This is a genomic window from Sporolituus thermophilus DSM 23256 (assembly GCF_900102435.1).
GTDB lineage: Bacteria > Bacillota > Negativicutes > Sporomusales > Thermosinaceae > Thermosinus > Thermosinus thermophilus.
Map to the genome: position 1 here is coordinate 15,947 of NZ_FNBU01000017.1, position 20,651 is coordinate 36,597.

Below are 20,651 nucleotides of genomic sequence, written 5' to 3' on the forward strand. Positions count from 1 at the left end.
AATATGCAGGCGGTCCAACTGACATCGCTACACTGGCTGTTTTTGTTTTGGGTCCTGGTGGTCATTGGCGTCATGGGCCTGCGCAAAGACCCGCTTATTCCTTGTCTGCTCGGCCTGTTTACCGTAGGCTGGGGGTTTAAAGGCAATCTGATTGGCGGCATTACCACCATCTTCAACGCCCTGATTGTGGCGGGCGGCGAATTTTGGGGGATTATCGTCATTATCTCCCTCATCGTCGCCCTTTCCAAACTGCTCGCCGAAACAGGCGCCGACTATCTTGTCATGCGGCCGGCGGCCAAACTCATGGTTAATCCCGATATTTCCTACTGGGTCCTTGGCTTGGCCATGCTGTTTGCCTCCTGGTTCTTTTGGCCCTCGCCGGCCACGGCCCTAATCGGCGCCATTATGACGCCGGTGGCGCTGCGCGCCGGTTTGCCGCCGCTGGGCGCGGCGGTGGCCATGAACCTCTTTGGCCACGGTATCGCCCTGTCGACCGACTATGTTATTCAAGGCGCGCCGACCATTACGGCCAAGGCGGCCGGGTTTGCCAATCCCAGCCCGGTTATTTCGGCCAGCGTACCGTTGGCGGTGACGATGGGCCTGGTGGCCACCATCACCGGCTACATCATCGTCAAGCGGGACCTGCGGCAAAATAAAGCCGGGCAAATGGAAACAATCGTCGAGCAGGAAGCGAAACGCCAGCTCGACTGGGTGTCTTACCTGCTGGCAGTGGCCACGCCGGTTGCTTTCGCCCTCGATGTCGCAGTCATGCTGACCACCGGTCTCAGGGGCGGCGACGCAACGGCGCTCTTAGGCGGTACGGCTACGATCATCCTGGCGGTGGGTTCGCTGCTTAAGTTTGGGTTCGAAGGCCTGGAGAAAATCACCGATTACGTCCGCAATGGCTTTATGTTCGGAATTAAAATTTTTGCACCTGTCATCATCATCGGCGGCTTTTTCTTCATGGGCAAGGGCGAGCTCGCCCAGGGCATTCTCGGTAAAGGCGCCACCGGCTTTCTCGAAGACCTGGGGCTATACTTGTCCCAGGCTGTGCCGCTGAATAAATTCTTTGTCGCTCTCATTACTTTGGCGACCGGCATTGTCGTCGGCCTTGACGGTTCAGGTTTTTCACCCCTGCCCTTGGTCGGCAGCGTGGCCGCCACTTTTGGCAAGGCCATCCCCATCGACACGGCAACACTCGCCGCCCTTGGCCAGATTGCCGGCGTCTGGGTCGGCGGCGGTACCGTCATTCCGTGGGCGGTAATTCCGGTAGCGGCCATCACCGGCGTCAATCCGCTTGATCTGGCCCGCAAAAACTTTTGGCCGGTAACGCTGGGGTTTATTGCGACCACGATTGTGGCGGTTCTGCTCATGTAGTATAAAACAGCGACTGAGGAATAGAGAACGCTCTGTTCCTCAGTTTTTGTCTACCTTGGCAAGTGGCAAGTAGAAAGTAAAAAGTAGAAAGTGGTAAGTTGCGAGCGGAAAGTAGTATGAAGTATGAAGTATGAGGTATGAGGTAAATGGCGTATGGTGCCAATTTAGTGGCAAGATTATTTTTGCGGTGAGTAACCATTTAGGAAGGGGCAAGTACCCCGGGAGGGAAGAGGCTTGCTGGAAATGTGTCTGGGTATCGCCGGTACGGCCAAAAATACGGGCAAAACAACGACGACGGCGGCCATTATCAGCGAGCTGCGGGCCCGCGATATTGCGTTTTATCTGACCAGTATCGGTTATGACGGGGAAAACTTGGACAATATCACCGGCCTGCCCAAGCCCAAACTGCGGGTGGAGCAGGGAGATGTGGTGGCGACAGCCGAGCGGTGTCTGGCGGTCAGCACGGCCACGTTTCATGTATTGGCAAAAACCGCGATTTCCACCCCGTTGGGGAGGGTGATTATAGCCAAAGTGGTAAAACCGGGCCTCATTGTCACCGCCGGCCCCAATAAAAGCTCGGAGGTGCGCGAGTTGCGCGCTTTGCTGCGCCGCCTGGGGCCGGGCGTTATCATTTTTGACGGCGCGCTCAGCCGCATCGCCCCCATGGCGGAGACCGACGGCTTCGTCTTGGCTACCGGCGCGGCAAAAACGCCCAATATTCCCCAGCTGGCGCGGGAAACCGAGCTTATCTGGCGGATGGCCAACCTGCCGCTGGTGCCACGGGCGGCCGAAATCGCCGCCCGGCGTTATGCGGTCGTAACGCTCCTTGCTCCCGACCTTAGCGAAGTGCGGCGGTGGAACCGGCCGTCCCTGCTGACCGGCCAGGATATCGACCAGGTGTGGGAAGCTATGAGCGGTGACGGCAGCTACTTATATATTCCCGGAATTCTCAATGTGACGGCGCTGAAGGCGCTGGCCGCGCGGTGCGAAACGCAGCGCCGCCGCCTGGCTTTGACTTTTGCCGACCCGATCAAGCTGATGGTAACCGGTGACCTCGGCGAATACGCCGCGGTTTTGGCCAAGATCGAAGCGGCCGGTATTTTTGCCGGCGTGCTGCGGCGGGTGCCGCTGCTCGCCATAACGGTTAATCCCTTTTACCCTGATTACCGGTACGAGACGAAAACCTATGAACCGGCTTATGTGGATTTTAACCGTCTGCAGGTCGCCGTACAGCGCCACGTGGCAGCGCCCGTATTCAATATCGTTAAGCAGGGGGCGAAAGGCTTGGTGGATATTATCCAGGTTCACGCCCGGCCGTGGGAAAATCCCGCGGCGGTGCATTTTGACTGATTGCCTAAGTTTGGAGGTGCAGGAAGTGAACCCATTGGCGCAAATTATGGATGCGCTCGATCTGGAAACTTTTTTTATTTGTGACAATGAGCAGCAGGGGCGGAGCCTTATGCTGGCCCTCTTAAAAAGCTGGGGCTTTACCGACGTGGATGTGGTCTTCGTCCAGCATGTTGGACCCGGCGCGCGGGTGCGGGGGCGGGCCTACGTCTACCGGCCGGCCGACAAGTACGGCTGGCTGACAGGCGGTGCGGCAGGGAGGGATAACGGATGAAAAAGCGGGTACTCTTATCCCCGCTCGACCCGGTGCATGACATCGGCCTGAAAATGATTGCCCGCGGCCTTAAGCAGGCCGGACATGAAACGATTTTGCTGCCGCCTGATACGCCGGCGGAAGAGATTATTGAGTATGTCTTTAGCCGCGCCCCGATCGATGCGCTGCTCCTCAGCCGCACCCTCGGCTACGGCGTGGGCGAGCTGCTGGCCAAGTTCATTGATTTGGCCGATGCCGCCGGTATTCGCGAAACAGTCAAAATCGGCATCGGTGGCATGGCCATCCGGCCCGAACTGGCCGCCGAGCTGGGCTTTGACGCCGGCTTCGGCCCGGGCACGACGGTCGAGGAAGTGATCTGCTTTGTGGAAGGACGGGAGTATAAGCCCGACACCGCCCGGGTGCGCAAAGTAAAGACCGATATGACCGCAGGCTATGACTATAAGTATCTCCATCCGGCTATCGGCGCCAAACTTGCCCGTATTTCCGAGATGATTATGGACTGGGTGAAAGACAAGACGTCCGACGGTGTTGAGCGGGCCAGGCTGCGCGATGCGTATTGGGACGTAAATCGCTGGCGGAGACGGGAAGGGGACGGCGATTTTTACCAGCATTATGCCAAGCTGTGCGGCGACGTGCCGCGCAAGTTTTACACGGCCGGCGAACTGCACCCCAAGACGCGGCGTTTCACCAAAGCGGAAGTGGAGGGCCTGGAAAAGTTCCTGGCCGAGACCAAGGCGCGCCTGGCGGTGCAGAAGCTCCAGCACACCCGGAAAAAACCGCTGGTCTTTAACCAGTATGGCACCGGCTGTCCATTCATGGATATCGGGCACATCCTGGCCAGCGAAGCCTGGGGGGCCGACGGCGTCATCCACTTCGACCCGTCGTGGGGCGCGCGGACCGAGGGCTTTCTGGACGGCTTTCTCACCCATCAGGAGGACGGAACGGTTATCACCCCGGCCAACCTTAACCGGATCAGCCTGGCCCGCGCAGAGTCAACGCTATGGCAAGTACGGGCCCACCGCGGCCTAAACTCGCCCGAGACGGTGGTGTTGGCCGGCAAACTGGGGGCCGACCTGACGAAAATCAACATTGTCTACGGCGCCCTCGCGGCCGGCACTGATCCGGCGCGGATGACGGTGGACGGTTACCACGCCATTTTATATGCCCAAAAATATAACCTGCCTTTTGATGTGGTCACCAACGAAGAACTGGCCGGAGTGCCAGCATATAAAGCATTTGCCGGCATGCTGATCGTGGCCGATTTAGGCGTGCGGCTGGGGGCGCGGCCCATCTTGCAGCCCCTGTTCAGTTATTCGCCGGAAGTGATGATCCATGGGTACATGGCAGACAATTACATCGATTTCAACGCCGGGAAAATCTACGCCCTGCGCGGCATTATCAACGCGCCTATCTGGCCGGGCGCGCCCATTGGCTTTCTTACCCATACCGAGGAACGGGTGCAGTCGGCCATGACGACCGCGCTCCATGCTAGTCTCGCCATGTCGCTTGGAGTCGATGCCGTCTCGATTGCTTCGACCGATGAGGCCTATTCCGGCGGACCTATTTCCGTTCCGGCCAAAATTGATACCCTACGGGCCGTGCAGGAAGCGTTTCGGTTCTTCGGCCAAGCCGGCATCAGCCCGACCAATAAAGCCAAAGAATATGCCGACCGCATCACGACCGGCATTGAAAAAGTGCTGGACGACGTAATCGCTGCCGGCGATTTTGTCGAGGCCATCTACCAAGGTTGTCTGGGCAGCCGCGAGGAAGGCGCCTATCCCGGACGGGCCGGCAAGGACACGGTGCGCCCCGTTAAATAGCGGGCCAAGCAACCGCTGCGCCGAAAATAATTACGAAAAAATAATTTTTCCGTACTGGCGAAAAAAGGAAAACCGACAAACTTCCCGAATATAGTACACAATCTTCCATTTTTATCCTACTACTTGGCAAACGGAGTGAAGCGGAAAATGAAAGGGACCGTTGTCGGTACTTGGGTGAACACCGCCCGGAATGTGTGGGGCGAGGACCTAGCGGCCGAGGCGATGGAACATGTCGGGTGGCCCCGGGATAAGATTTTTCTGCCGACGGAAGAGGTAGCCGACGAGCAGCCGAAAAAATTTGCGGCGTACATCGCCGCTAAGACCGGTCAGCCCGAAGAAGCGGTATGGTTGGCCATCGGCAAGGACAATATCCGGACCTTTTCCCAGGCCTATCCGGCCTTTTTTCGCCAGGAAAACCTCTATTCTTTCCTACGCTCCATGTACGATGTCCATGTCGTCATGGTCAGACGGATTCCCGGCGCCAACCCGCCGGAACTTCTTATCAGCCCTGTATCGGAATATGAAGCGGTGCTAAGCTACCGCTCCAAGCGGGGGATGTTCGGGTACCTTAAGGGGCTGCTGGCCGGCGCGGCGGAATATTTTAAAGAAGACATCACGACCGAAATCCTGGAAGCGTCGCCCGAACATATGAAAATAAAGATCCGTTTTCCCCGGCCTATTACCCATACCGTGCGGTACCGGCTGAATGAGTGGCTGTCGCTGGGGATAATCCGCCGTCTGGCCGGCAAGATCGGTCTGGCGGCTGCGGCAATTACCCTGGCGGTCGTCGCCGGATTAAACCTGGTCGGCCTTAGCGTGCCCTGGTGGACAGCCCTGGCCAGCGGCGCGGGCGCCGGTATTGGTGCGGCCCTGCTGCTCAGGCCGTTCACCATGGTAATGGACGAGATCAAGGGACTGCAGCAGCACCGCTATTTTACCGAAACCAAAATTAAGTCGGGCGACGAGTTCGAAACCGTGCTCGACATGCTGGCCGCTTACAAGCAGCAGGTCAAGTCGGATTTTACCGGGTTTAAGGGTATAGCCGACGAGATGAACAAATATGCAGATGACTTTAACGGCCTGGCTGACCGCATGCGCGCCACCTCGGAGGATATTTCCGGCGTTGTCAACGACGTGGCTGCTGCCGCCACCAGCCAGGCGCAGGAGACGGAAGGAGCCGTCGTCATCCTGAACGGCAATCTGGAAACGTTGCGTAGTGTTGTCGACGAACAAAGCCGCAACAAAGAGCGGCTGGAGGCGGCGGTGAGCGAGATCAATAAAGGCTTTGCCGAGGTGGAGTCTTCCAGCAACAAACTGGCCCACAGTCTCGAGCGCTTTGCCGATGTGAAGGATTCGGCAGCGAAACTACAGGCCCAGGCCAGTAAAATCAACGAAATCACCGGGCTGGTGGCAGCCATTGCCGGCCAGACCAATCTTCTGGCCCTTAATGCCGCCATCGAAGCCGCCCGGGCCGGCGAGCAGGGGCGGGGCTTTGCCGTCGTGGCGGAAGAAGTCCGGAAACTCGCCGAACAGTCCCACCACCATTCGGACAGCATTTCCCGCGACCTCAAGGTGCTGATGGAAATAATCAGCAGTGTTGTGGCGCTGATCGAGGAAGAATATGCCGTCCTGGATGCGGAAAGCCGCCAATTGCGCGAGGTCGTGGCCGGCAATATCCGTCATGTGGAGAATATCCATCGGGTAGCGGAGAATATCGTCGAAATGGCCGGCAAGCTGGAACAGGAGATGGCCGGTCTCAACCAGGTATATGGCAAAATCGAATCGCTGGCCGCCATCTCTGAGGAAAACTCGGCCGCCAGTGAGGAAGTGAGCGCCGCCGTGCAGGTGTATAACGACAAACTGCAGGACATGATGGACAAAATCCGCGAATTCAAGACGGTTATTCAGCATTTCAGCGAAGATATGAATGTTTACCGGACATGAAGTCAAAATAAAGAGCCGCGTACACCGGTACGCGGCTTTGGTATACGAATATGGGTGCCGACGAGAAGTCCCGGGGAAAATTTGGTGCTGCTGAGTGCAGGACGCTCAGGATAATCTTGGCAGGGCTTTGCCTTGTTAGCGGCGCGGGAAGCATTGACGCGGGAAGCAGCCAAAGGGGAAACACTGACGGGGGAAGCAAAAACGCGGGAAGCACTGGCGCGGGAAACATTGCCGGGGGAAACAAAAACGCGGGAAGCAGCTAAAGGGGAAGCAGCGCGGGAAACAAAATCGGGGACGGCAGCCAAAGGGGAAACATTGGCGCTCTTCCTGCCGCATCGGTTCTATGTCCTCGTCCTCCCAGTCCTCTATTTCCGGGTCTTCCCATTCATCAGACCACCATTTTTCTTTTGACACATAATACCCTCCTTTCAAAGAGATCCTATTACATAATATGCAGACCCTGATATATGTGTTAGATAAAAAAGGCAGCAAAAACGCCAGAGACAATTGTCCCTGGCGCAATGTTTTCTGCGGGCCAAACAAACTACAAGCTTATTTATTCTTATTTATTATTTATTATCTTTAAAAAGCTGCATAAACTGCCGCGCTTTTTCGGTAATAAGGGCGTAGTTTTGCTGGGCAATGGCCTCTTTGTCCACCAGCTCGCTACCGATGCCGAAGGCGAAGGCGCCGGCTTTCAAAAAGTCGGGGATGTTCTGGGCGTTGATCCCGCCGACCGGCATGAATTTCATGTGGTTAAGCGGGCCCAAGACCTCCTTGAGATACCGCGGGCCAAGGGCGCCGGCAGGGAACAGTTTCACGATTTCCGCCCCCAGTTTATAGGCCTGCACCATTTCCGTAGGGGTGGTCACGCCCGGCACGGCGATTTTACCGTATTGATTGGCGACTTTGATGACATCGGCATCCAAATTGGGCGCCAGGATAAATTCAGCGCCGGCATCGATGACGGCCTGGGCGGCCGAGGGGGTAAGGACCGTGCCCGCGCCGACGGCCATCCGGCCTTTCATCACGGTGACGAGGGCCTCGATCATACCTAAATAGCCGACCGTGTTGCAGGTAACCTCGATGGCGCGGATGCCGCCGGCGTACAGGGCCTCGGCGATTTTAACAATTTCCTCCGGCCGGGTGCCGCGGACTATGGCGACAATCCCCGTTTCCTCAATAAGGCGGACAACTTCGGTCTTGGTCATAGCAGCCTCCTCATTCCTCTGCCCATTCCCGTTGGATACGGGCGATTTCCTCAAATTCCTTTTGCAGGTTCCAGTAAATCCGCTCGTAGATGGCATACAGGCGTTGGTAGCGCTCATGATGGCGCTCGTTTGGCAGATATTGTTCTTTTATATTGACAAATTTGGCCACGTCTTTGATATTGCCGAGAATTCCCAGCGCGTTCATGCCGAGGACGGCGGCGCCGAAGGCCGAACCTTCCGGTTCACCGGGTACGCTGATCGGCCGGCCGAAGACGTCGGCCATGATCTGCACCCACAGTCGGGAGCGGGTGAAGCTGCCGCTGACCCGGATTTCCTTGGCCCGGCCGGCCACTTCTTCCAGCGCGGTGAAAATACTGTACATACGGTAACAGATGCCTTCCAGGGTGGCCCGGATGAGGTGGCGCTTGCCGTGGTTAAGGTTAAGGCCGAACAGGACGCCGCGGGCGTTGGCGTTCCAGTACGGGGCGCGTTCGCCGGCAAAGAAAGGGAGCATAATGAGACCGTCCGAGCCGGCCGGCTTCTGTTCGGCGTAGCGGCTGAGGATTTCGTAGGTGTCTAGGCCCAATTTTTCAGCCACGAACTGTTCGGTAGCGGCAAATTTGTCCTTAGCCCAGCGAAAGGCGATGCCGCCGTTATTGATGGCGCCGCCCAGCACCCAATATTCGTCGGTAAGGTTATAGCACCAGGTGCGGCCTTTCGGGTCGACTGCCGGTTTATCGGTGACGACGCGCACGGCGCCGCTGGTGCCAATCATCGCGGTGAGCTGGCCGGGCAAGACGGCGCCTGACCCTACACTGGACAGTACCCCGTCGCCGGCGCCAAGCACCACCGGCGTATCGGGACTGAGGCCGAGTCGGTCGGCAATAGCCGGGAGCAGCGGTCCTTCCACGCTAGTGGTTGACGCCACCGGCGACAGCTGGTCCTCGGTCACCCCCAATAGCTCCAGCAGTTCGCCGTCCCAGCACCGGTCATGAATGTTGTATATGCCGGTACCGGAGGCGATGGAGCGGTCGACGACATATTTGCCAAGGAAGCGGTATAAGATGTATTCCTTAATGGAGATAAACCGGGCGGTGCGCCGGAACAGGTCGGGCCGCTCATGGCGCAGCCACAGCACCTTGGAAAGCGGATACATCGGGTGGAGGGGACAGCCGGTACGTTCATAAATGGCCTGGGCATCGCGCTGGCGTTTAAGTTCCTCAGTATAGCTTTGGCTGCGCGAGTCGGCCCAGGTAAGCATGCGGCCGAGAGGCGCGCCGTCTTTGTCTACGGGGATAAAGCTGTGAAAGACCGAGCTGAAACACAGCCCGGAAATTGCTTTTGGCGGTAGGGCCGCCTGCTGGATGGCCCGCGCGGTAACGGTCAGGACGGCCTGGAAAATTTCTTCCGGATCCTGTTCGGCCCAGGCGGCCTGGGGGGTATAAAGCGGGTATTCAAGCGACTGATTGGCTAACGCGACGCCGTCTTCGCGGTATATAGCGGCGCGGCAGCCGGTGGTGCCAATATCTACGCCGATGATGACTTGCATTGACTAAGGCTCCTTCTATAGTTTGTCGATTAACTCGCCCTGGTCATCAAACCGCATGGGGGCAGGGTCGGTCAGGATGGTTATGCCCGGCTTGGTACGGGCTTCGTCCAGCATAGCCTCGGAAATGTAAATTTCCCCAAGGTGCAGCGTGTTCTTGATACGGACAATGCGGACTTTGGTCAGGTCGCGGGCGTTACAGGTCTTGATCGCGGCCTTGATGGCGTCACGGTCGTTTTCCAGCACGGTGGGCATGTGGGTAGGGCCGACGACGGTAGAGGTCAGGCCGTTGGCGTAGGTCATGGGGAAGTTGACCTTGTTTACCAGTTTGCGGGTGGTAAAATCGGCGGCGCCCATACCGTTGCCGTTGCCATGGGTCCGTTCGGTGAGGTCGAGAATGACCATCTTGGACACGTCCGGTCCCCCGCTGGCATACGGTGTGGGGTAGCGGCCAGTGATATTGGGGTCGGCGCCGTCGCCGGAGATATCTTTGCCAATTTCATCGACAATTAACACATCAATCTGGTCAAACATGATGCGGGGCATATTGGCTTTGGCCTCGACCAAAAGTTCCCGGTCGGTTTCAATGATACTTTCGGCCGGGACGGCAATGATTTTGGCTATCCGGTCATAGGCATTTTCCACCGTTGCCACCCCGAACAGGATGGGCAGACGCTCAAGGGCGATGCTGGCCATGGCAACGATGTGCTCGGCCATATACTTGAAGCTGTAAGCATGGCACGACTCCGCCCCTTTTTGTTTACCGAGACCAATAGTGATCATTTTCACCAGACCGCTTTCGTTAGGGCCACGGAAGGCGGTATGGGGCTTGACGCGGTTGATGACGACAATACCGTCCGCGCCATAGGCGTGTTTGTCTACATAAACCGGCAGGCCGTTTTCCAGGCGGCCGATTTCCACGACCTCCATTGATGATAGGATGGGGCAGCCGGCGCTTGCTTCCGTTACTCCCAGGTTGGCCAGCACTTCTTTCTGGCCCTCGGCGGTAGCGCCGCCGTGACTGCCCATGGCGGGGACGATGAAGGGGTGGGCGCCCCGTTTTTGCAGTTCCTCGACGGTTATGCGCACCAGGGTGGGGATTTCGGCAACGCCACGGCTGCCTACGGCCACGGCGATGCGCATACCCGGCTTGACACGGCTCATGATGCCGGGCTTAGCGAGTTCTTGGCGCAAGGTCCCGGCCACATCGGTAACCTCCGGAGCGGGAAAAGTTTGGCGCACTTTGGCCATGCGCGGCAGGGGGATATCTTTTAACAGCTCCTGAATAATATCCATTAGGCGGCCTCCTCAAAACAGAATTAATAATCTATTTGACAATAGTTGCCGTTGTCCTCTCAGAGCTAAAAGTCGTGTTTGCGGATTGCCCCCTGGGCGGCTGACAAGGTGGCGGCGCTGTACAGCTTAAGGAAGGCGCTGTCCGTTTCCGTCCGGCGGGGCCGGGCGGCTGCGCGGCGCTGGGCGGCCGTCTGCTCATCGACTTCCCAGGTCAGCGTGCGGGCGGCAATGTCGATAGCGATGATGTCGCCGGTCGCGACTAGGCCGATCGGGCCGCCGAGCGCCGCCTCAGGTGAAAGATAGCCGATGGCTAGCCCGCCGGAAGCCCCGGAAAAGCGGCCGTCGGTAATAATGGCCACTCTGCCGACTTTGCTGAGGATTTCGGTAGCGCGGTGCATTTCGCGCATGCCAGGGCCGCCGACCGGTCCTTCGTTGCGGATGACGATGACCTCGCCGCTCCTGATCGTGCCGGCGTCGGCAGCGGCCATACATTCTTCTTCACTCTCAAAGACGCGGGCCGGTCCACGGAATTGCCACAGTTCACGGGGCACGGCCGAGCTCTTGACGACGGCCCCGTCGGGGGCAAGGTTGCCCTGGAGGACGGCGATGCCGCCTTCGCACTGGTAGGGGTTGCTGAGCGGCCGAATGACCTGACCGTCCGCGCTGTTGGCGCCGCTTAGGTTGTCGGCGAGGGTACGGCCGGTAACGGTAAGGACCGACAGATCGAGCAGGGGGGCCAGTTCTTTCATCAGGGTGGGAACACCGCCAACGGGATGGAGGTCGGCGACGGTATATTCGTCACTGTTGGGGTAAATACGGGTGATGAGCGGCGTGCGTTTGCTAATGCGGTCAAAGTCGGCCATGGTGAGGGTCAGACCGGCCTCGTGGGCGATGGCCGGCAGGTGCAGCACCGTGTTCAGCGAGCCGCCGATGGCCAGGACGACGACGAGGGCATTTTCCAGCGCCGCCCGGGTCATGATGGCGCGAGGCCGGATATCCTTGTTCACCAGGTCGACAATCGCCCGGCCGGTTGCGTAGGCAAGCCGGTCGCGTTCGGCCGACAGGGCCGGCGCCGTACCCGAACCGGGGAGGGCCAGACCCAGCGCCTCGGCGACAATGCTCATGGTATTGGCCGTGCCGAGGAAGGGGCAAATGCCGGGGTGGGGGTAATACTCCCGGGTCACGTCGACCAGGGCCTTCTCGTCGATTTCGCCGCGGATGAAGCTTTGCCGGGCCGCTTTCGACTGTTTGGGTTTGATCCGGTTGACCATCGGCCCGCCGGTGAGCATAACGGCCGGGATGTTGAGGCGGGCGGCGGCCATGAGCATGGCCGGCGTTACTTTGTCGCAGGAGCCGAGCAGCACCATGCCGTCAAAGATACCGTGGCCGCGCACCATGATTTCAATGGAATCGGCGATGAGTTCGCGGCTGGGCAGCACATATTTCATGCCGTTATGGCTTTGGGTAATGCCATCGCAGACGGCGATGGTATTGAACTCCAGCGGCAAGGCGCCGGCATCGGCAATGCCCCGTTTAACGTGGGCGGCCAGGTCACGCAGATGGGCGTGGCCGGGGACAATTTCATTCCACGAATTAACGATGGCGATAAGGGGCTTATCGAGGTCAGCGTAAGCCGTACCGCAGGAACATAGGTGGCCTTTGGCAATAGCCCGCTGATAGGGAGAAAAACTGCTGAGCCTGTTGGTCATGGAACGTTCTCCTTTTCTGTAAGCGAAATTGCTTTTTGTAAAATTGGCAAGATTTTAGACCAATTATATACCTGTTCGGCCGGCGCCGCAACACCTGCCCGGGCGTAAGGCTTAAAGGCATGCGGGGGATGGCTATTATCAACTGATTAAGGGAGCATGACGACGCGCTTATCAGAAGAGCTTATCGAGGAACAAAATTGAAGAGGGTTTTGCTTGCCGATCGCTAATTAACTAATACTAGGGCTCTTGCCTGGAGATATTACCACTACGGATGCATTCAAGAGGTGAGCGCGTACTTTGGAAACCTCATCAGTTACCCTGGAGATTACGGTCATCATCCTGTTAATCCTGGCCAACGGGCTATTCGCCTTAACCGAAATGGCGATAGTATCATCCCGTAAACCCCGCTTGGAAAAGATGGCCAACGAAGGCAGTGCCGGGGCCAAGGCGGCCTTGGAGCTGGCTGATGATCCGACCCAACTGCTATCGACCATTCAGGTGGGTATTACCTTAATCGGCATTCTCACCGGCACCTTCGGCGGCGCCACGCTGTCCCGGGTGGTTGCCGCATGGCTGAACCAGGTGCCGCTATTGGCGCCTTACAGCGACAGCATCAGCCTGGCATTCGTCGTCGCCGCCATTACCTATGTATCGCTGATTGTGGGCGAACTGGTGCCCAAGCGCGTAGCGCTCAGCAATCCCGAGCCGCTGGCGGCCTTTGTCGCCCGGCCGATGCGCGCCTTTTCCCGTCTGGCTACGCCAGTAGTGTATTTCCTCAGCACTTCTACCAACCTGGTAATGCGGGTGCTTGGCATCAGACCATCGGAGGAGCTGCCGGTGACAGAGGAGGAGATTAAAATTCTTATCGAGCAGGGCACCGAAGCCGGCGCCTTTGAAAAGGCGGAGCAGGACATGGTTCAGCGCGTATTCCGCTTTGGCGACCTGCGTGTATATGATTTGATGACGCCGCGGACCCAGATGACGTGGCTTGACCTGGAAGATACTCCGGAGGAAAACATAAAAATCATCACGGAGAGCGGCTATTCCCGCTTTCCGGTGGTGCGGGGCAATCTGGACGAAGTGGTTGGTGTTGTTTATACGAGCGACATTCTCGTCAGTTGTCTGGCGGGCAAACCAATTGACTTGGAAGCGTGTATCCGCCGGCCCCTGTTTGTTCCGCGTTCTATGCGCGCTTTTCGCGCCTTGGAGATGTTTAAACAACAGGGCGTCCACGAAGCCGTCGTGCTGGATGAGTTCGGTGGCGTGCTAGGGTTCGTCACACTTCATGATTTACTGGAAGCCATTATTGGCGACATGCCGCTGGCAGACGACACGGAAGAGCCGATGGCGGTGCAGCGGGATGACGGCTCCTGGCTGGTGGATGGGATGATGCCGGTGGAAGACTTCAAGGAAATGTTCGGTATTGATGAGCTGCCGGAAGAGGAGCGTGATCATTTTCACACCGTAGGCGGGTTCGTCATCTCTTATCTTGGCCATATCCCGGCCGTATCGGAACAGTTTGCGTGGGGCCGGCTGCGCATTGAGATCATCGATATGGACCGCGTACGGGTGGACAAAATATTGGTGACAGTGGTGGATAATGAGGCGGTAGAACAGCGAAGGGACCGGGCCTAGGTTAGCGGGCGCGGTCCCTTTTATAGCTATTCCAGAAGGCGCCGGGCGATGATAATCTGCCGGAAAGCGATGCCGGTAAGGAAGGCAACCGTCATGTCCCGGGTCGCCATTGTCACCGCCGCGATGATGATAACAACCGCCAGGTCCTGGCGGGAACGGACATCCTGAATGAGCAGGCCGTGTTCGATGCCCACGTAGATGAGCAGTACGCCCAGAATAGGATAAGGAAAGAAAGCGAAGACCGAGGTGCCAAAGTAGTATACCGCCGCGGCCAGAAGGATGTAAAACAGTCCGGCCAAAGCAGTGGCCATGCCTGTCCGGGCGCCGAAGCGGTAGTGGGCGGTGACGCCGCCGCAGCCGTGGCAGCAGGGGATACCGCCGGCAAGGCCGGCCAGCAGGTTAAAAAGCCCCATGCCGAAGGCCAGCCGGTTGGCGTTTACCCGGTTGGCCTGCCCGGCAAAATAGGTTTTGAGCGTGTTTTCCGTGGCAATGATGGCGTTGCCGAGGCTGAGCGGAATTTGCGGCAGAACAAGCAGCCAAAAGGCCTGGAGGAAAGCGGTGGCGGCGGGAAATTCAGGCAGGCGAAAAGCCGCCGGCCCGGCGGGCGTCAGTTTGGCGCCGAACAGGAGAGCCAGTATAGCGCCCGCGGCCACTAAGATGAGGGCGGCGGGGTATTTGGAGTGAGGTATGGCCAGGAGCAAGAGGCTGGTTAAGAAGATGCCGAGCAGCAGGCTGGCTGGCAAAGCAACGCCGAAAAGCGCCACCGTTTCCGCTGGGCCGCCGATAATGACCTGAGGGGATATAAACAGCTTAATGCCGCTGTCGATCAGCAGCAGGCCGGTGCTTAACTGGATGCCGCGGATTACCGGCAGGGGAAAGAGCTTCTTTATGCCCTCCATTACGGCCGGAACGGACAGCGCCAGGAACAAAAAACCGATGAGCAGCGCGCCGGCGTGGATTACCGCCGGGGCTAACTTCGCGGCCAGGGCCACGGTGCAGAATACTTTAAGGGGCTGGACGGGAACGGGCACGCGGTAGTACATTCCTGTTGCCAGGTAAAAGAGCCCGCAGGCCGATAAAGCGATAAAGGGGTTAACACTACCCGTGGCGGCCAGCGCAACGACAAGCGGCAGGAGGACGCCGATGTCAGCCAGGCTGCCGGCCAGTTCAAACCGGTTTAGCCGCATGACTTCGACTCGCTCCTGCCCCCGACAGTAACCATAAAACCAATCATATTTATACCTCCTTTTCACAGTGGGAAGGCATAGCCGTTTCCAACTATACCCCGTGGGCGCACAGGCCCAGGCCGGTCTGCCGTGGGACGCTGCCTTTAGGCGGACGGGCTCGAAGGTGTATTTCATATTATTATAGCATTATTATAGCGCGGGAAAAGGCGCGAAAACAATGAGTTTTGGGAAAATTTAACGGCAATAAATTTGCCGCTTTTTGGCAAATGCATTGACACCGGCCAGCCTTTTCGGTACGATAATAATGATTCGCTATAGGCGGATAGGTTTTACAAAGGCAATATGAAGGGAGGGATGGGTATGGACCAGCTGCTGCAGGTACTCTTGGCGTACGGCCTTATTGGCCTTGTCATTGCGTCCTTTACCGAATCCTTTATCTCGCCAGTCCTCCCCGACCTTTTGCTTATTCCGCTCGCTCTGGCCGCGCCGGACAAAGCCATTCTTTACGCCGTGGCAGCCACGGCGGCGTCGGTAGCCGGCGGCGTTATCGGCTATTTTCTCGGCGGCCGGTATGGCGTGCCACTGGTTAAGCGGATAGTACCGGCGCAACACATCGCTTCAATCCGGCGCTGGGTTACGGCCTATGGCCCCTGGGCCATCATCCTGGCGGCACTGGCCCCCATTCCCTATAAATTTGTGAGTATCAGTGCCGGTGTTTTCCGGATAAGTTTTGGCGTCTTTCTCCTGGCTTCCGTTGTCGGCCGGGCCAAACGCTTTCTGCTGGAAGGGCTCTTAATTTACTACTATGGGCCTCAGGCCGTTGACCTGATAAAAAAGTATTCCGATGACACCGTCATTGTTGTTTGCGCGGTCGTGATCGCCATGATCGTGCTCATCAGGCGGCTTAGATCAGCAGGTGCGCCGACAACTCCGGCGAAATAAAGTAAGACAAAACCCTGTAGCAAGGCTAATATGCTACAGGGTTTTTGCTAGCAATGGGTGACGCGCGCCTCACATTCGGCCCGCTTGGCATCGTTGAAGTTTTCCAGAGCACTCAGGTAGCCGGTGATGCGGCGGACGCGGCGGATCGGCGATTTTTCCACGGCCCGCACCACGATGCTGTCACCGTCCAAGGTGAGCTCCAGGCGGCCAAGGGTTTTGTTCTTGTCCTGCCAGAGTTTAATTTCTTCTTCGACCAAAGCGGTGATTTCGGCGGTGGTCAGCGACGGGTCGGCGGTGACGGTCACGCCATGGATTACCAGGTTTTCCATGGTAAGTCCCTCCAGATTTTTATTTTTATTATATATCAGGAATTAATATTGGTAAAGAATGAATTTCTCTTTTCCGTGACGCTACGACAAGCAGGGGAAAAGAAGAAACGGGTATAATATCTTTACTGACAAACTTTGCTCTTTTTCGCGCATGACAAAATGTTGGGAGGTCAGGGGAATGATTCGCGAGCGGCGCAGCAAAGAAAAACTGCAAAACTATTACTATAAATTCGTTAAGCACGGGGAACTGGATCCTAACGTTCACCCCTGGGTGGCCGAATCGTGGCAGCGCAGTCGGGCGGCGGGGGTGCCTACTGACCGTATGCCGCCGCTCAAAAAACTGGACAAGCAGGAATTAGCCAGGCGGCGGGAGCGGCACCGCGTGGCTCTCGCGTATTTGGACGGCCTCTTCCGGGAAATCCGGGAGCATTTTAATGTCTACAACCTGAGCCTGCTGCTCTTGGATCAGGAATGTTACGCCCTAAAAAGTTACGCCCTGCCCTTCTTCCAAATGACGCCGGGCGAACTGGAGGGGGCGCGGTTGACCGAGGCGGACATCGGGACGTCAAGCATCAGTATCGCTTACCGACATCAAACGCCCTTTCTCCTGTTCGGGCCGGAGATGTGGATTGCCGAGTGTCAGACCGGCGACGCCTGCTCGACGCCGGTCATGCCGGAGGGCGAGCCGGAATATGTTCTAACGCTTGTTTCGGTACAGCAAGAGGAGATTCCTTACGGGGCGGTAATGTCTTTGCTACTGACCATGAAATACGCCCTGGAAAATTACCTGCGGCTGGAGCGGCGCCTGGCCGTCAAGCGGACCATCTTGGACGCGGTGCCGCTGGCTGTTTACCATATCCTGCCTGGCGGCGAGGTGGCTTACACCAACCGGCTGGGCCAAAACCGCCTGTCGGTAATAACGCCGGAAGGGCAGGCCGGCGAGCCGCCTAACTTAAGCGATGTGGTCCTCAACTACCGCCACACGCCGCTCTACAAAGGCTTTCTTGGCATCCCGTCTTACAATAAGGAAGTTACCTGGATCACGCCGCAAAAAACGTACGAGGACATTACGACCGTGGTGCCGATCGAGCGCGATGGCCAGGTTGCCAGTGTGGTCGCCGTGTCCATGCCGATCGAAGATTTGCGGACCATGGTGGCCCATGCTGCCGGCTATACGGCCCGCTACAGCCTGGCGAGCATCGTCGGTGAAGCGCCGGCGATCGTCGCGCTAAAGGATAAGGCCACGCGGGTGGCCCGCGGCCACGGCCATCTTTTGCTGCAGGGCGAACCCGGCACCGGCAAGCAACGGTTGGCCCATGGCATCCACCAGGCCAGCCACCGTGCGGCCGGCCCGCTTATTGCCGTACGGTGCGCCGATATGCCGCCCGATCTGTTGGAGGCCGAACTGTTCGGGACCAAGGCGGGCGGGGATGAGAGCCGGCCGGGCAAACTGGAATTGGCCAATGGCGGCACCCTTTTCCTCGACGAGGTGGAGAAGCTGCCGCCCCACTTGCAGGCGCGGCTGGCGCAGGCGCTCACCGCCGGTCAGGCGGCCCGGGTCGGCGAGGATGTGCTTCGCTCGTTCGATGTGCGGGTCATCGCGGCTTGCGACAGTGATCTCAAACGGTTGACGGAAAAGGGCGCTTTTTTGCCACAGCTGCATGAACTGCTGGCGAAAACGGTGCTCCGCATTCCGCCGCTCAGGGCCCGCGCCGGGGACATCCCGCTGCTGGCCGCCCATATCATCGACGAACTGGCCCAGCAGCATAATCTGCCGGTCAAACAATTGTCGGAAGCAGCGGCTGAGCTTCTCATGTCATATGACTGGCCGGGCAATATTAAGCAGCTCCAGGGCGTGGTGGAGCATGCCTTTTTCCATACGGCCGGCCAAACAATAACCCCCGGCGATATCATTCTGCCGGGGGAAGTAGGGCCCAGCAAGGCCTGGAAAGAAGACCGCGAGGTATTCATCGAGGCGTGGAAGGCCGCCGGCGGCAATATCAGCCGTCTGGCCAACATGCTGGACGTCAGCCGGGTGACGCTGTATCGCTATTTGAAAAAATACGGCCTGGAACGGCAGTGACGGCTTCACTGCGTTCAGGGGGAAGGCAGCGGGGTAAGAGGAGCGTGAAAGTGCTGCCCTGACCGGGCGTGCTTTCGACCTGAATGTCGCCACCATGTTCATGCATGATCTGCTGGCAGATCGCCAGGCCCAGGCCGGTGCCGGTTTCCTTGGTGGTGAAAAAGGGGGTAAAGATCTGTTCGATAATGTCCCGGGTCATGCCGCAGCCGGTGTCGGAGAGCGCTATCTTTACCGTAACGGCGTCGGCAGAAACTGAGAGGGTTAGAATGCCACCCGGCCCCATGGCCTGGAACGCGTTGCGGCAGATGTTAATCAGCACTTCTTTCAGCTTATCGATATGGCCCTGGACCCATAACTCCTCCGGCGGCAGTTCGGGGCGGAGCGTTATGCCGGATAGGATCGCTTCGCCATACATAAAGGCGATAACGTCATGGACGATCTTCACGATGTTGAGCAGGGACAGTTGACGGGTATGGGGGCGGGCCAGGGAGAGGATGTCGCTCAGGATATTGTTGACATGATCAATTTCCTGCATGATCAAGCGGCAGTAATCTGCGGTAGTCGCATCGCCACGCCTGAGCGCCCGGGCCTGAATAAGCTGGGTAAACCCTCGTATCGACGTGAGGGGGTTGCGGATTTCATGGGCCGTGCCGGCGGCAAGCTGGCCCAGGGCGGCCAGCGTCTCTAAGTGGTGCATCCGGTGTCTAACTTCGCGGATGGGCGTGATATCCAAGGCGGCACTGATCGCGCCGGCAATGGTTCCCGCCTTATCGTAGAGCGGGGCCGTGCTAACCAAAAGGCGGCTGCGCCGGCCATTGTGGGGAAAGCTGATTTCCTCATCTACGAAGCGCCGGTTGCCATTGATCGTCTGTACCAAAAAAGACGGGTATTCAGGCATAGTATTGGCAAACACTTCCCGTACATCCCGGCCAAGAAATTTTTCCCGCGGATGACCGGCGAGCTCTTCCGCGGCCCGGTTGAAGATGGTGATGCGCAGCCGGTTGTCAACGGCCAGGACGCAGGCGGGAATAGCGTCATACAAGGCGGCGGGAATGTTCAGCGGGTCTGTCGGCTGGACAAAGGGCGGGGGGTTGGTGAGGAGATTTAGACAAAATGCTAATAAGTCCGAAGCTAATGGGCGCACGAAATCACCTGCCAATTATCAAATTGATTAACATATTTTTTATTATTCAACCATAGTGTAAATCCTCTTTTTTGTCAAAAAAGGACAAGGCCCGCGCTTTTTAGCGCGCCGGCTGTCGACGACTAAAGAAATGCGAGGGGACTTTGCAATGAGGCTGCGGAAAAAGCCCTGGATTAGTCAAGCTCTTGCCGAATATACCGATATCGTCTACCGCCCTCCCCTGCCCGACTTGCGCGGGCGCTGGCGGGAGGTTTTTGGCCGCACGGCTCCGCTTCACGTGGAGTTGGGTACCGGCAAGGGGCGTTTTATTGCCGGAATGGCCGAACGGGAGCCGGCCATCAATTTTGTGGGCGTGGAAGCCCAGCAGGATGTTTTGTACTATGCCGCCAAAAAAGTGCGGGAGCGGCAGCTAAGCAACGTCCGGCTGGTCGTTTTCGATATCAACAACTTGCTGGAACTGTTTGCTCCCGGCGAAATTGACCGCCTGTACATCAATTTTTGCGATCCCTGGCCGAAAAAGCGGCATGCCAAGCGGCGACTCACCCATAGCAATTTCCTGGAAAAGTACCGGGTAGTGCTGGCCCCCGGCGGCCAACTCTTCTTTAAAACCGATAACGAGAAACTGTTTGAGTTTTCCCTTAACCAGTTTGGCGCCATGGGACTGAAAATGGGGAATATTACCTTTGATCTGCACAATAGCGGCTATGAAGGCAATATTATGACCGAGTATGAGGAAAAATTCAGTTCCCAGGGGATGCGCATCTACCGCTGCGAGGTAACTTTTTAGCTGGATCGTCTTATGGTAAT

General features: G+C 57.8%; 17 protein-coding genes and 1 riboswitch. Of the genes, 10 read left to right on the forward strand and 7 right to left on the reverse strand.

What is annotated here, in order from left to right:
* The first annotated feature begins 3 nt into the window (after window positions 1-3).
* The 6 genes from BLQ99_RS10340 to BLQ99_RS14945 all read left to right on the forward strand — a co-directional run bounded on the left by BLQ99_RS10340 (window position 4) and on the right by BLQ99_RS14945 (window position 7,173).
* Entirely contained in the window at window positions 4-1,377 is a 1,374-nt protein-coding gene (locus BLQ99_RS10340; RefSeq protein ID WP_093690703.1) for a hypothetical protein, read from the forward strand.
* A gap of 243 nt (window positions 1,378-1,620) precedes the next feature.
* Window positions 1,621-2,727 (forward strand): lysine 5,6-aminomutase reactivase subunit KamB, encoded by a 1,107-nt coding sequence (gene kamB, locus BLQ99_RS10345; RefSeq protein ID WP_483880756.1) that lies wholly within the window; start codon window positions 1,621-1,623, stop codon window positions 2,725-2,727.
* Window positions 2,728-2,752: 25 nt separating this feature from the next.
* The gene (locus BLQ99_RS10350) at window positions 2,753-2,998 is read left to right on the forward strand and encodes a hypothetical protein (RefSeq protein WP_216093662.1); all 246 of its coding nucleotides are present in this window, start codon (window positions 2,753-2,755) and stop codon (window positions 2,996-2,998) included.
* Entirely contained in the window at window positions 2,995-4,818 is a 1,824-nt protein-coding gene (locus BLQ99_RS10355) for a cobalamin B12-binding domain-containing protein (RefSeq protein WP_093690707.1), read from the forward strand. The genes BLQ99_RS10350 and BLQ99_RS10355 overlap by 4 nt, the downstream gene beginning before the upstream one ends.
* Window positions 4,819-4,965: 147 nt before the next feature.
* Complete coding sequence (locus BLQ99_RS10360) at window positions 4,966-6,762, forward strand: heme NO-binding domain-containing protein (RefSeq protein WP_093690709.1); 1,797 nt, start codon at window positions 4,966-4,968, stop codon at window positions 6,760-6,762.
* A 132-nt stretch (window positions 6,763-6,894) separates the two neighbouring features.
* Window positions 6,895-7,173, forward strand: a complete 279-nt coding sequence (locus tag BLQ99_RS14945; RefSeq protein ID WP_171904655.1) for a hypothetical protein — start codon at window positions 6,895-6,897, stop codon at window positions 7,171-7,173.
* 158 nt (window positions 7,174-7,331) lie between these two features.
* On the opposite strand, the gene BLQ99_RS10370 is transcribed toward BLQ99_RS14945, so the two are convergent.
* The 4 genes from BLQ99_RS10370 to ilvD form a co-directional block, all read right to left on the reverse strand.
* Window positions 7,332-7,973: a bifunctional 4-hydroxy-2-oxoglutarate aldolase/2-dehydro-3-deoxy-phosphogluconate aldolase gene (locus BLQ99_RS10370; RefSeq protein ID WP_093690711.1), complete on the reverse strand. Its 642-nt coding sequence runs from the start codon at window positions 7,971-7,973 to the stop codon at window positions 7,332-7,334.
* Window positions 7,974-7,983: 10 nt separating this feature from the next.
* Entirely contained in the window at window positions 7,984-9,522 is a 1,539-nt protein-coding gene (locus tag BLQ99_RS10375; protein ID WP_093690713.1) for a gluconokinase, read from the reverse strand.
* A 15-nt stretch (window positions 9,523-9,537) separates the two neighbouring features.
* The gene (locus tag BLQ99_RS10380; protein ID WP_093690715.1) at window positions 9,538-10,815 is read right to left on the reverse strand and encodes a nickel pincer cofactor-dependent isomerase, group 22; all 1,278 of its coding nucleotides are present in this window, start codon (window positions 10,813-10,815) and stop codon (window positions 9,538-9,540) included.
* 65 nt (window positions 10,816-10,880) lie between these two features.
* Complete coding sequence (gene ilvD, locus BLQ99_RS10385) at window positions 10,881-12,524, reverse strand: dihydroxy-acid dehydratase (protein ID WP_093690717.1); 1,644 nt, start codon at window positions 12,522-12,524, stop codon at window positions 10,881-10,883.
* Window positions 12,525-12,821: 297 nt separating this feature from the next.
* On the opposite strand from ilvD, the gene BLQ99_RS10390 reads away from it, so the two are divergent.
* The gene (locus BLQ99_RS10390; protein WP_093690719.1) at window positions 12,822-14,159 is read left to right on the forward strand and encodes a hemolysin family protein; all 1,338 of its coding nucleotides are present in this window, start codon (window positions 12,822-12,824) and stop codon (window positions 14,157-14,159) included.
* A gap of 26 nt (window positions 14,160-14,185) precedes the next feature.
* On the opposite strand, the gene BLQ99_RS10395 is transcribed toward BLQ99_RS10390, so the two are convergent.
* The gene (locus BLQ99_RS10395; protein WP_143005897.1) at window positions 14,186-15,346 is read right to left on the reverse strand and encodes a molybdate transporter family protein; all 1,161 of its coding nucleotides are present in this window, start codon (window positions 15,344-15,346) and stop codon (window positions 14,186-14,188) included.
* 39 nt (window positions 15,347-15,385) lie between these two features.
* A riboswitch (molybdenum cofactor riboswitch) is annotated at window positions 15,386-15,521 on the reverse strand.
* Window positions 15,522-15,706: 185 nt separating this feature from the next.
* On the opposite strand from BLQ99_RS10395, the gene BLQ99_RS10400 reads away from it, so the two are divergent.
* Window positions 15,707-16,288: a YqaA family protein gene (locus tag BLQ99_RS10400; protein ID WP_093690721.1), complete on the forward strand. Its 582-nt coding sequence runs from the start codon at window positions 15,707-15,709 to the stop codon at window positions 16,286-16,288.
* Between the two features lie 47 nt (window positions 16,289-16,335).
* Here BLQ99_RS10400 and nrdD read toward each other — a convergent pair whose 3' ends face one another.
* Entirely contained in the window at window positions 16,336-16,617 is a 282-nt protein-coding gene (gene nrdD / locus BLQ99_RS10405; RefSeq protein WP_093690723.1) for an anaerobic ribonucleoside-triphosphate reductase, read from the reverse strand.
* Window positions 16,618-16,795: 178 nt separating this feature from the next.
* Between nrdD and BLQ99_RS10410 the strand changes: the two genes are divergently transcribed.
* Complete coding sequence (locus BLQ99_RS10410) at window positions 16,796-18,700, forward strand: sigma-54-dependent Fis family transcriptional regulator (RefSeq protein ID WP_093690725.1); 1,905 nt, start codon at window positions 16,796-16,798, stop codon at window positions 18,698-18,700.
* On the opposite strand, the gene BLQ99_RS10415 is transcribed toward BLQ99_RS10410, so the two are convergent.
* Complete coding sequence (locus tag BLQ99_RS10415) at window positions 18,645-19,844, reverse strand: two-component system sensor histidine kinase NtrB (RefSeq protein ID WP_171904656.1); 1,200 nt, start codon at window positions 19,842-19,844, stop codon at window positions 18,645-18,647. The two genes, BLQ99_RS10410 and BLQ99_RS10415, sit on opposite strands and share 56 nt — an antisense overlap.
* A 148-nt stretch (window positions 19,845-19,992) precedes the next feature.
* On the opposite strand from BLQ99_RS10415, the gene trmB reads away from it, so the two are divergent.
* On the forward strand, window positions 19,993-20,631 hold the full coding sequence (gene trmB / locus BLQ99_RS10420; RefSeq protein ID WP_093690729.1) for a tRNA (guanosine(46)-N7)-methyltransferase TrmB: 639 nt from the start codon (window positions 19,993-19,995) through the stop codon (window positions 20,629-20,631).
* Window positions 20,632-20,651 lie beyond the last annotated feature (20 nt).

Coding starts and splice junctions, on each gene's coding strand:
- BLQ99_RS10340 (WP_093690703.1), top strand. CDS start 4: ATGCAGGCGGTCCAACTGACATCGCTACACTGGCTGTTTTTGTTTTGG.
- kamB (WP_483880756.1), top strand. CDS start 1,621: ATGTGTCTGGGTATCGCCGGTACGGCCAAAAATACGGGCAAAACAACG.
- BLQ99_RS10355 (WP_093690707.1), top strand. CDS start 2,995: ATGAAAAAGCGGGTACTCTTATCCCCGCTCGACCCGGTGCATGACATC.
- BLQ99_RS10360 (WP_093690709.1), top strand. CDS start 4,966: ATGAAAGGGACCGTTGTCGGTACTTGGGTGAACACCGCCCGGAATGTG.
- BLQ99_RS10370 (WP_093690711.1), bottom strand. CDS start 7,973: ATGACCAAGACCGAAGTTGTCCGCCTTATTGAGGAAACGGGGATTGTC.
- BLQ99_RS10375 (WP_093690713.1), bottom strand. CDS start 9,522: ATGCAAGTCATCATCGGCGTAGATATTGGCACCACCGGCTGCCGCGCC.
- BLQ99_RS10380 (WP_093690715.1), bottom strand. CDS start 10,815: ATGGATATTATTCAGGAGCTGTTAAAAGATATCCCCCTGCCGCGCATG.
- ilvD (WP_093690717.1), bottom strand. CDS start 12,524: ATGACCAACAGGCTCAGCAGTTTTTCTCCCTATCAGCGGGCTATTGCC.
- BLQ99_RS10395 (WP_143005897.1), bottom strand. CDS start 15,346: ATGCGGCTAAACCGGTTTGAACTGGCCGGCAGCCTGGCTGACATCGGC.
- BLQ99_RS10400 (WP_093690721.1), top strand. CDS start 15,707: ATGGACCAGCTGCTGCAGGTACTCTTGGCGTACGGCCTTATTGGCCTT.
- nrdD (WP_093690723.1), bottom strand. CDS start 16,617: ATGGAAAACCTGGTAATCCATGGCGTGACCGTCACCGCCGACCCGTCG.
- BLQ99_RS10410 (WP_093690725.1), top strand. CDS start 16,796: ATGATTCGCGAGCGGCGCAGCAAAGAAAAACTGCAAAACTATTACTAT.
- trmB (WP_093690729.1), top strand. CDS start 19,993: ATGAGGCTGCGGAAAAAGCCCTGGATTAGTCAAGCTCTTGCCGAATAT.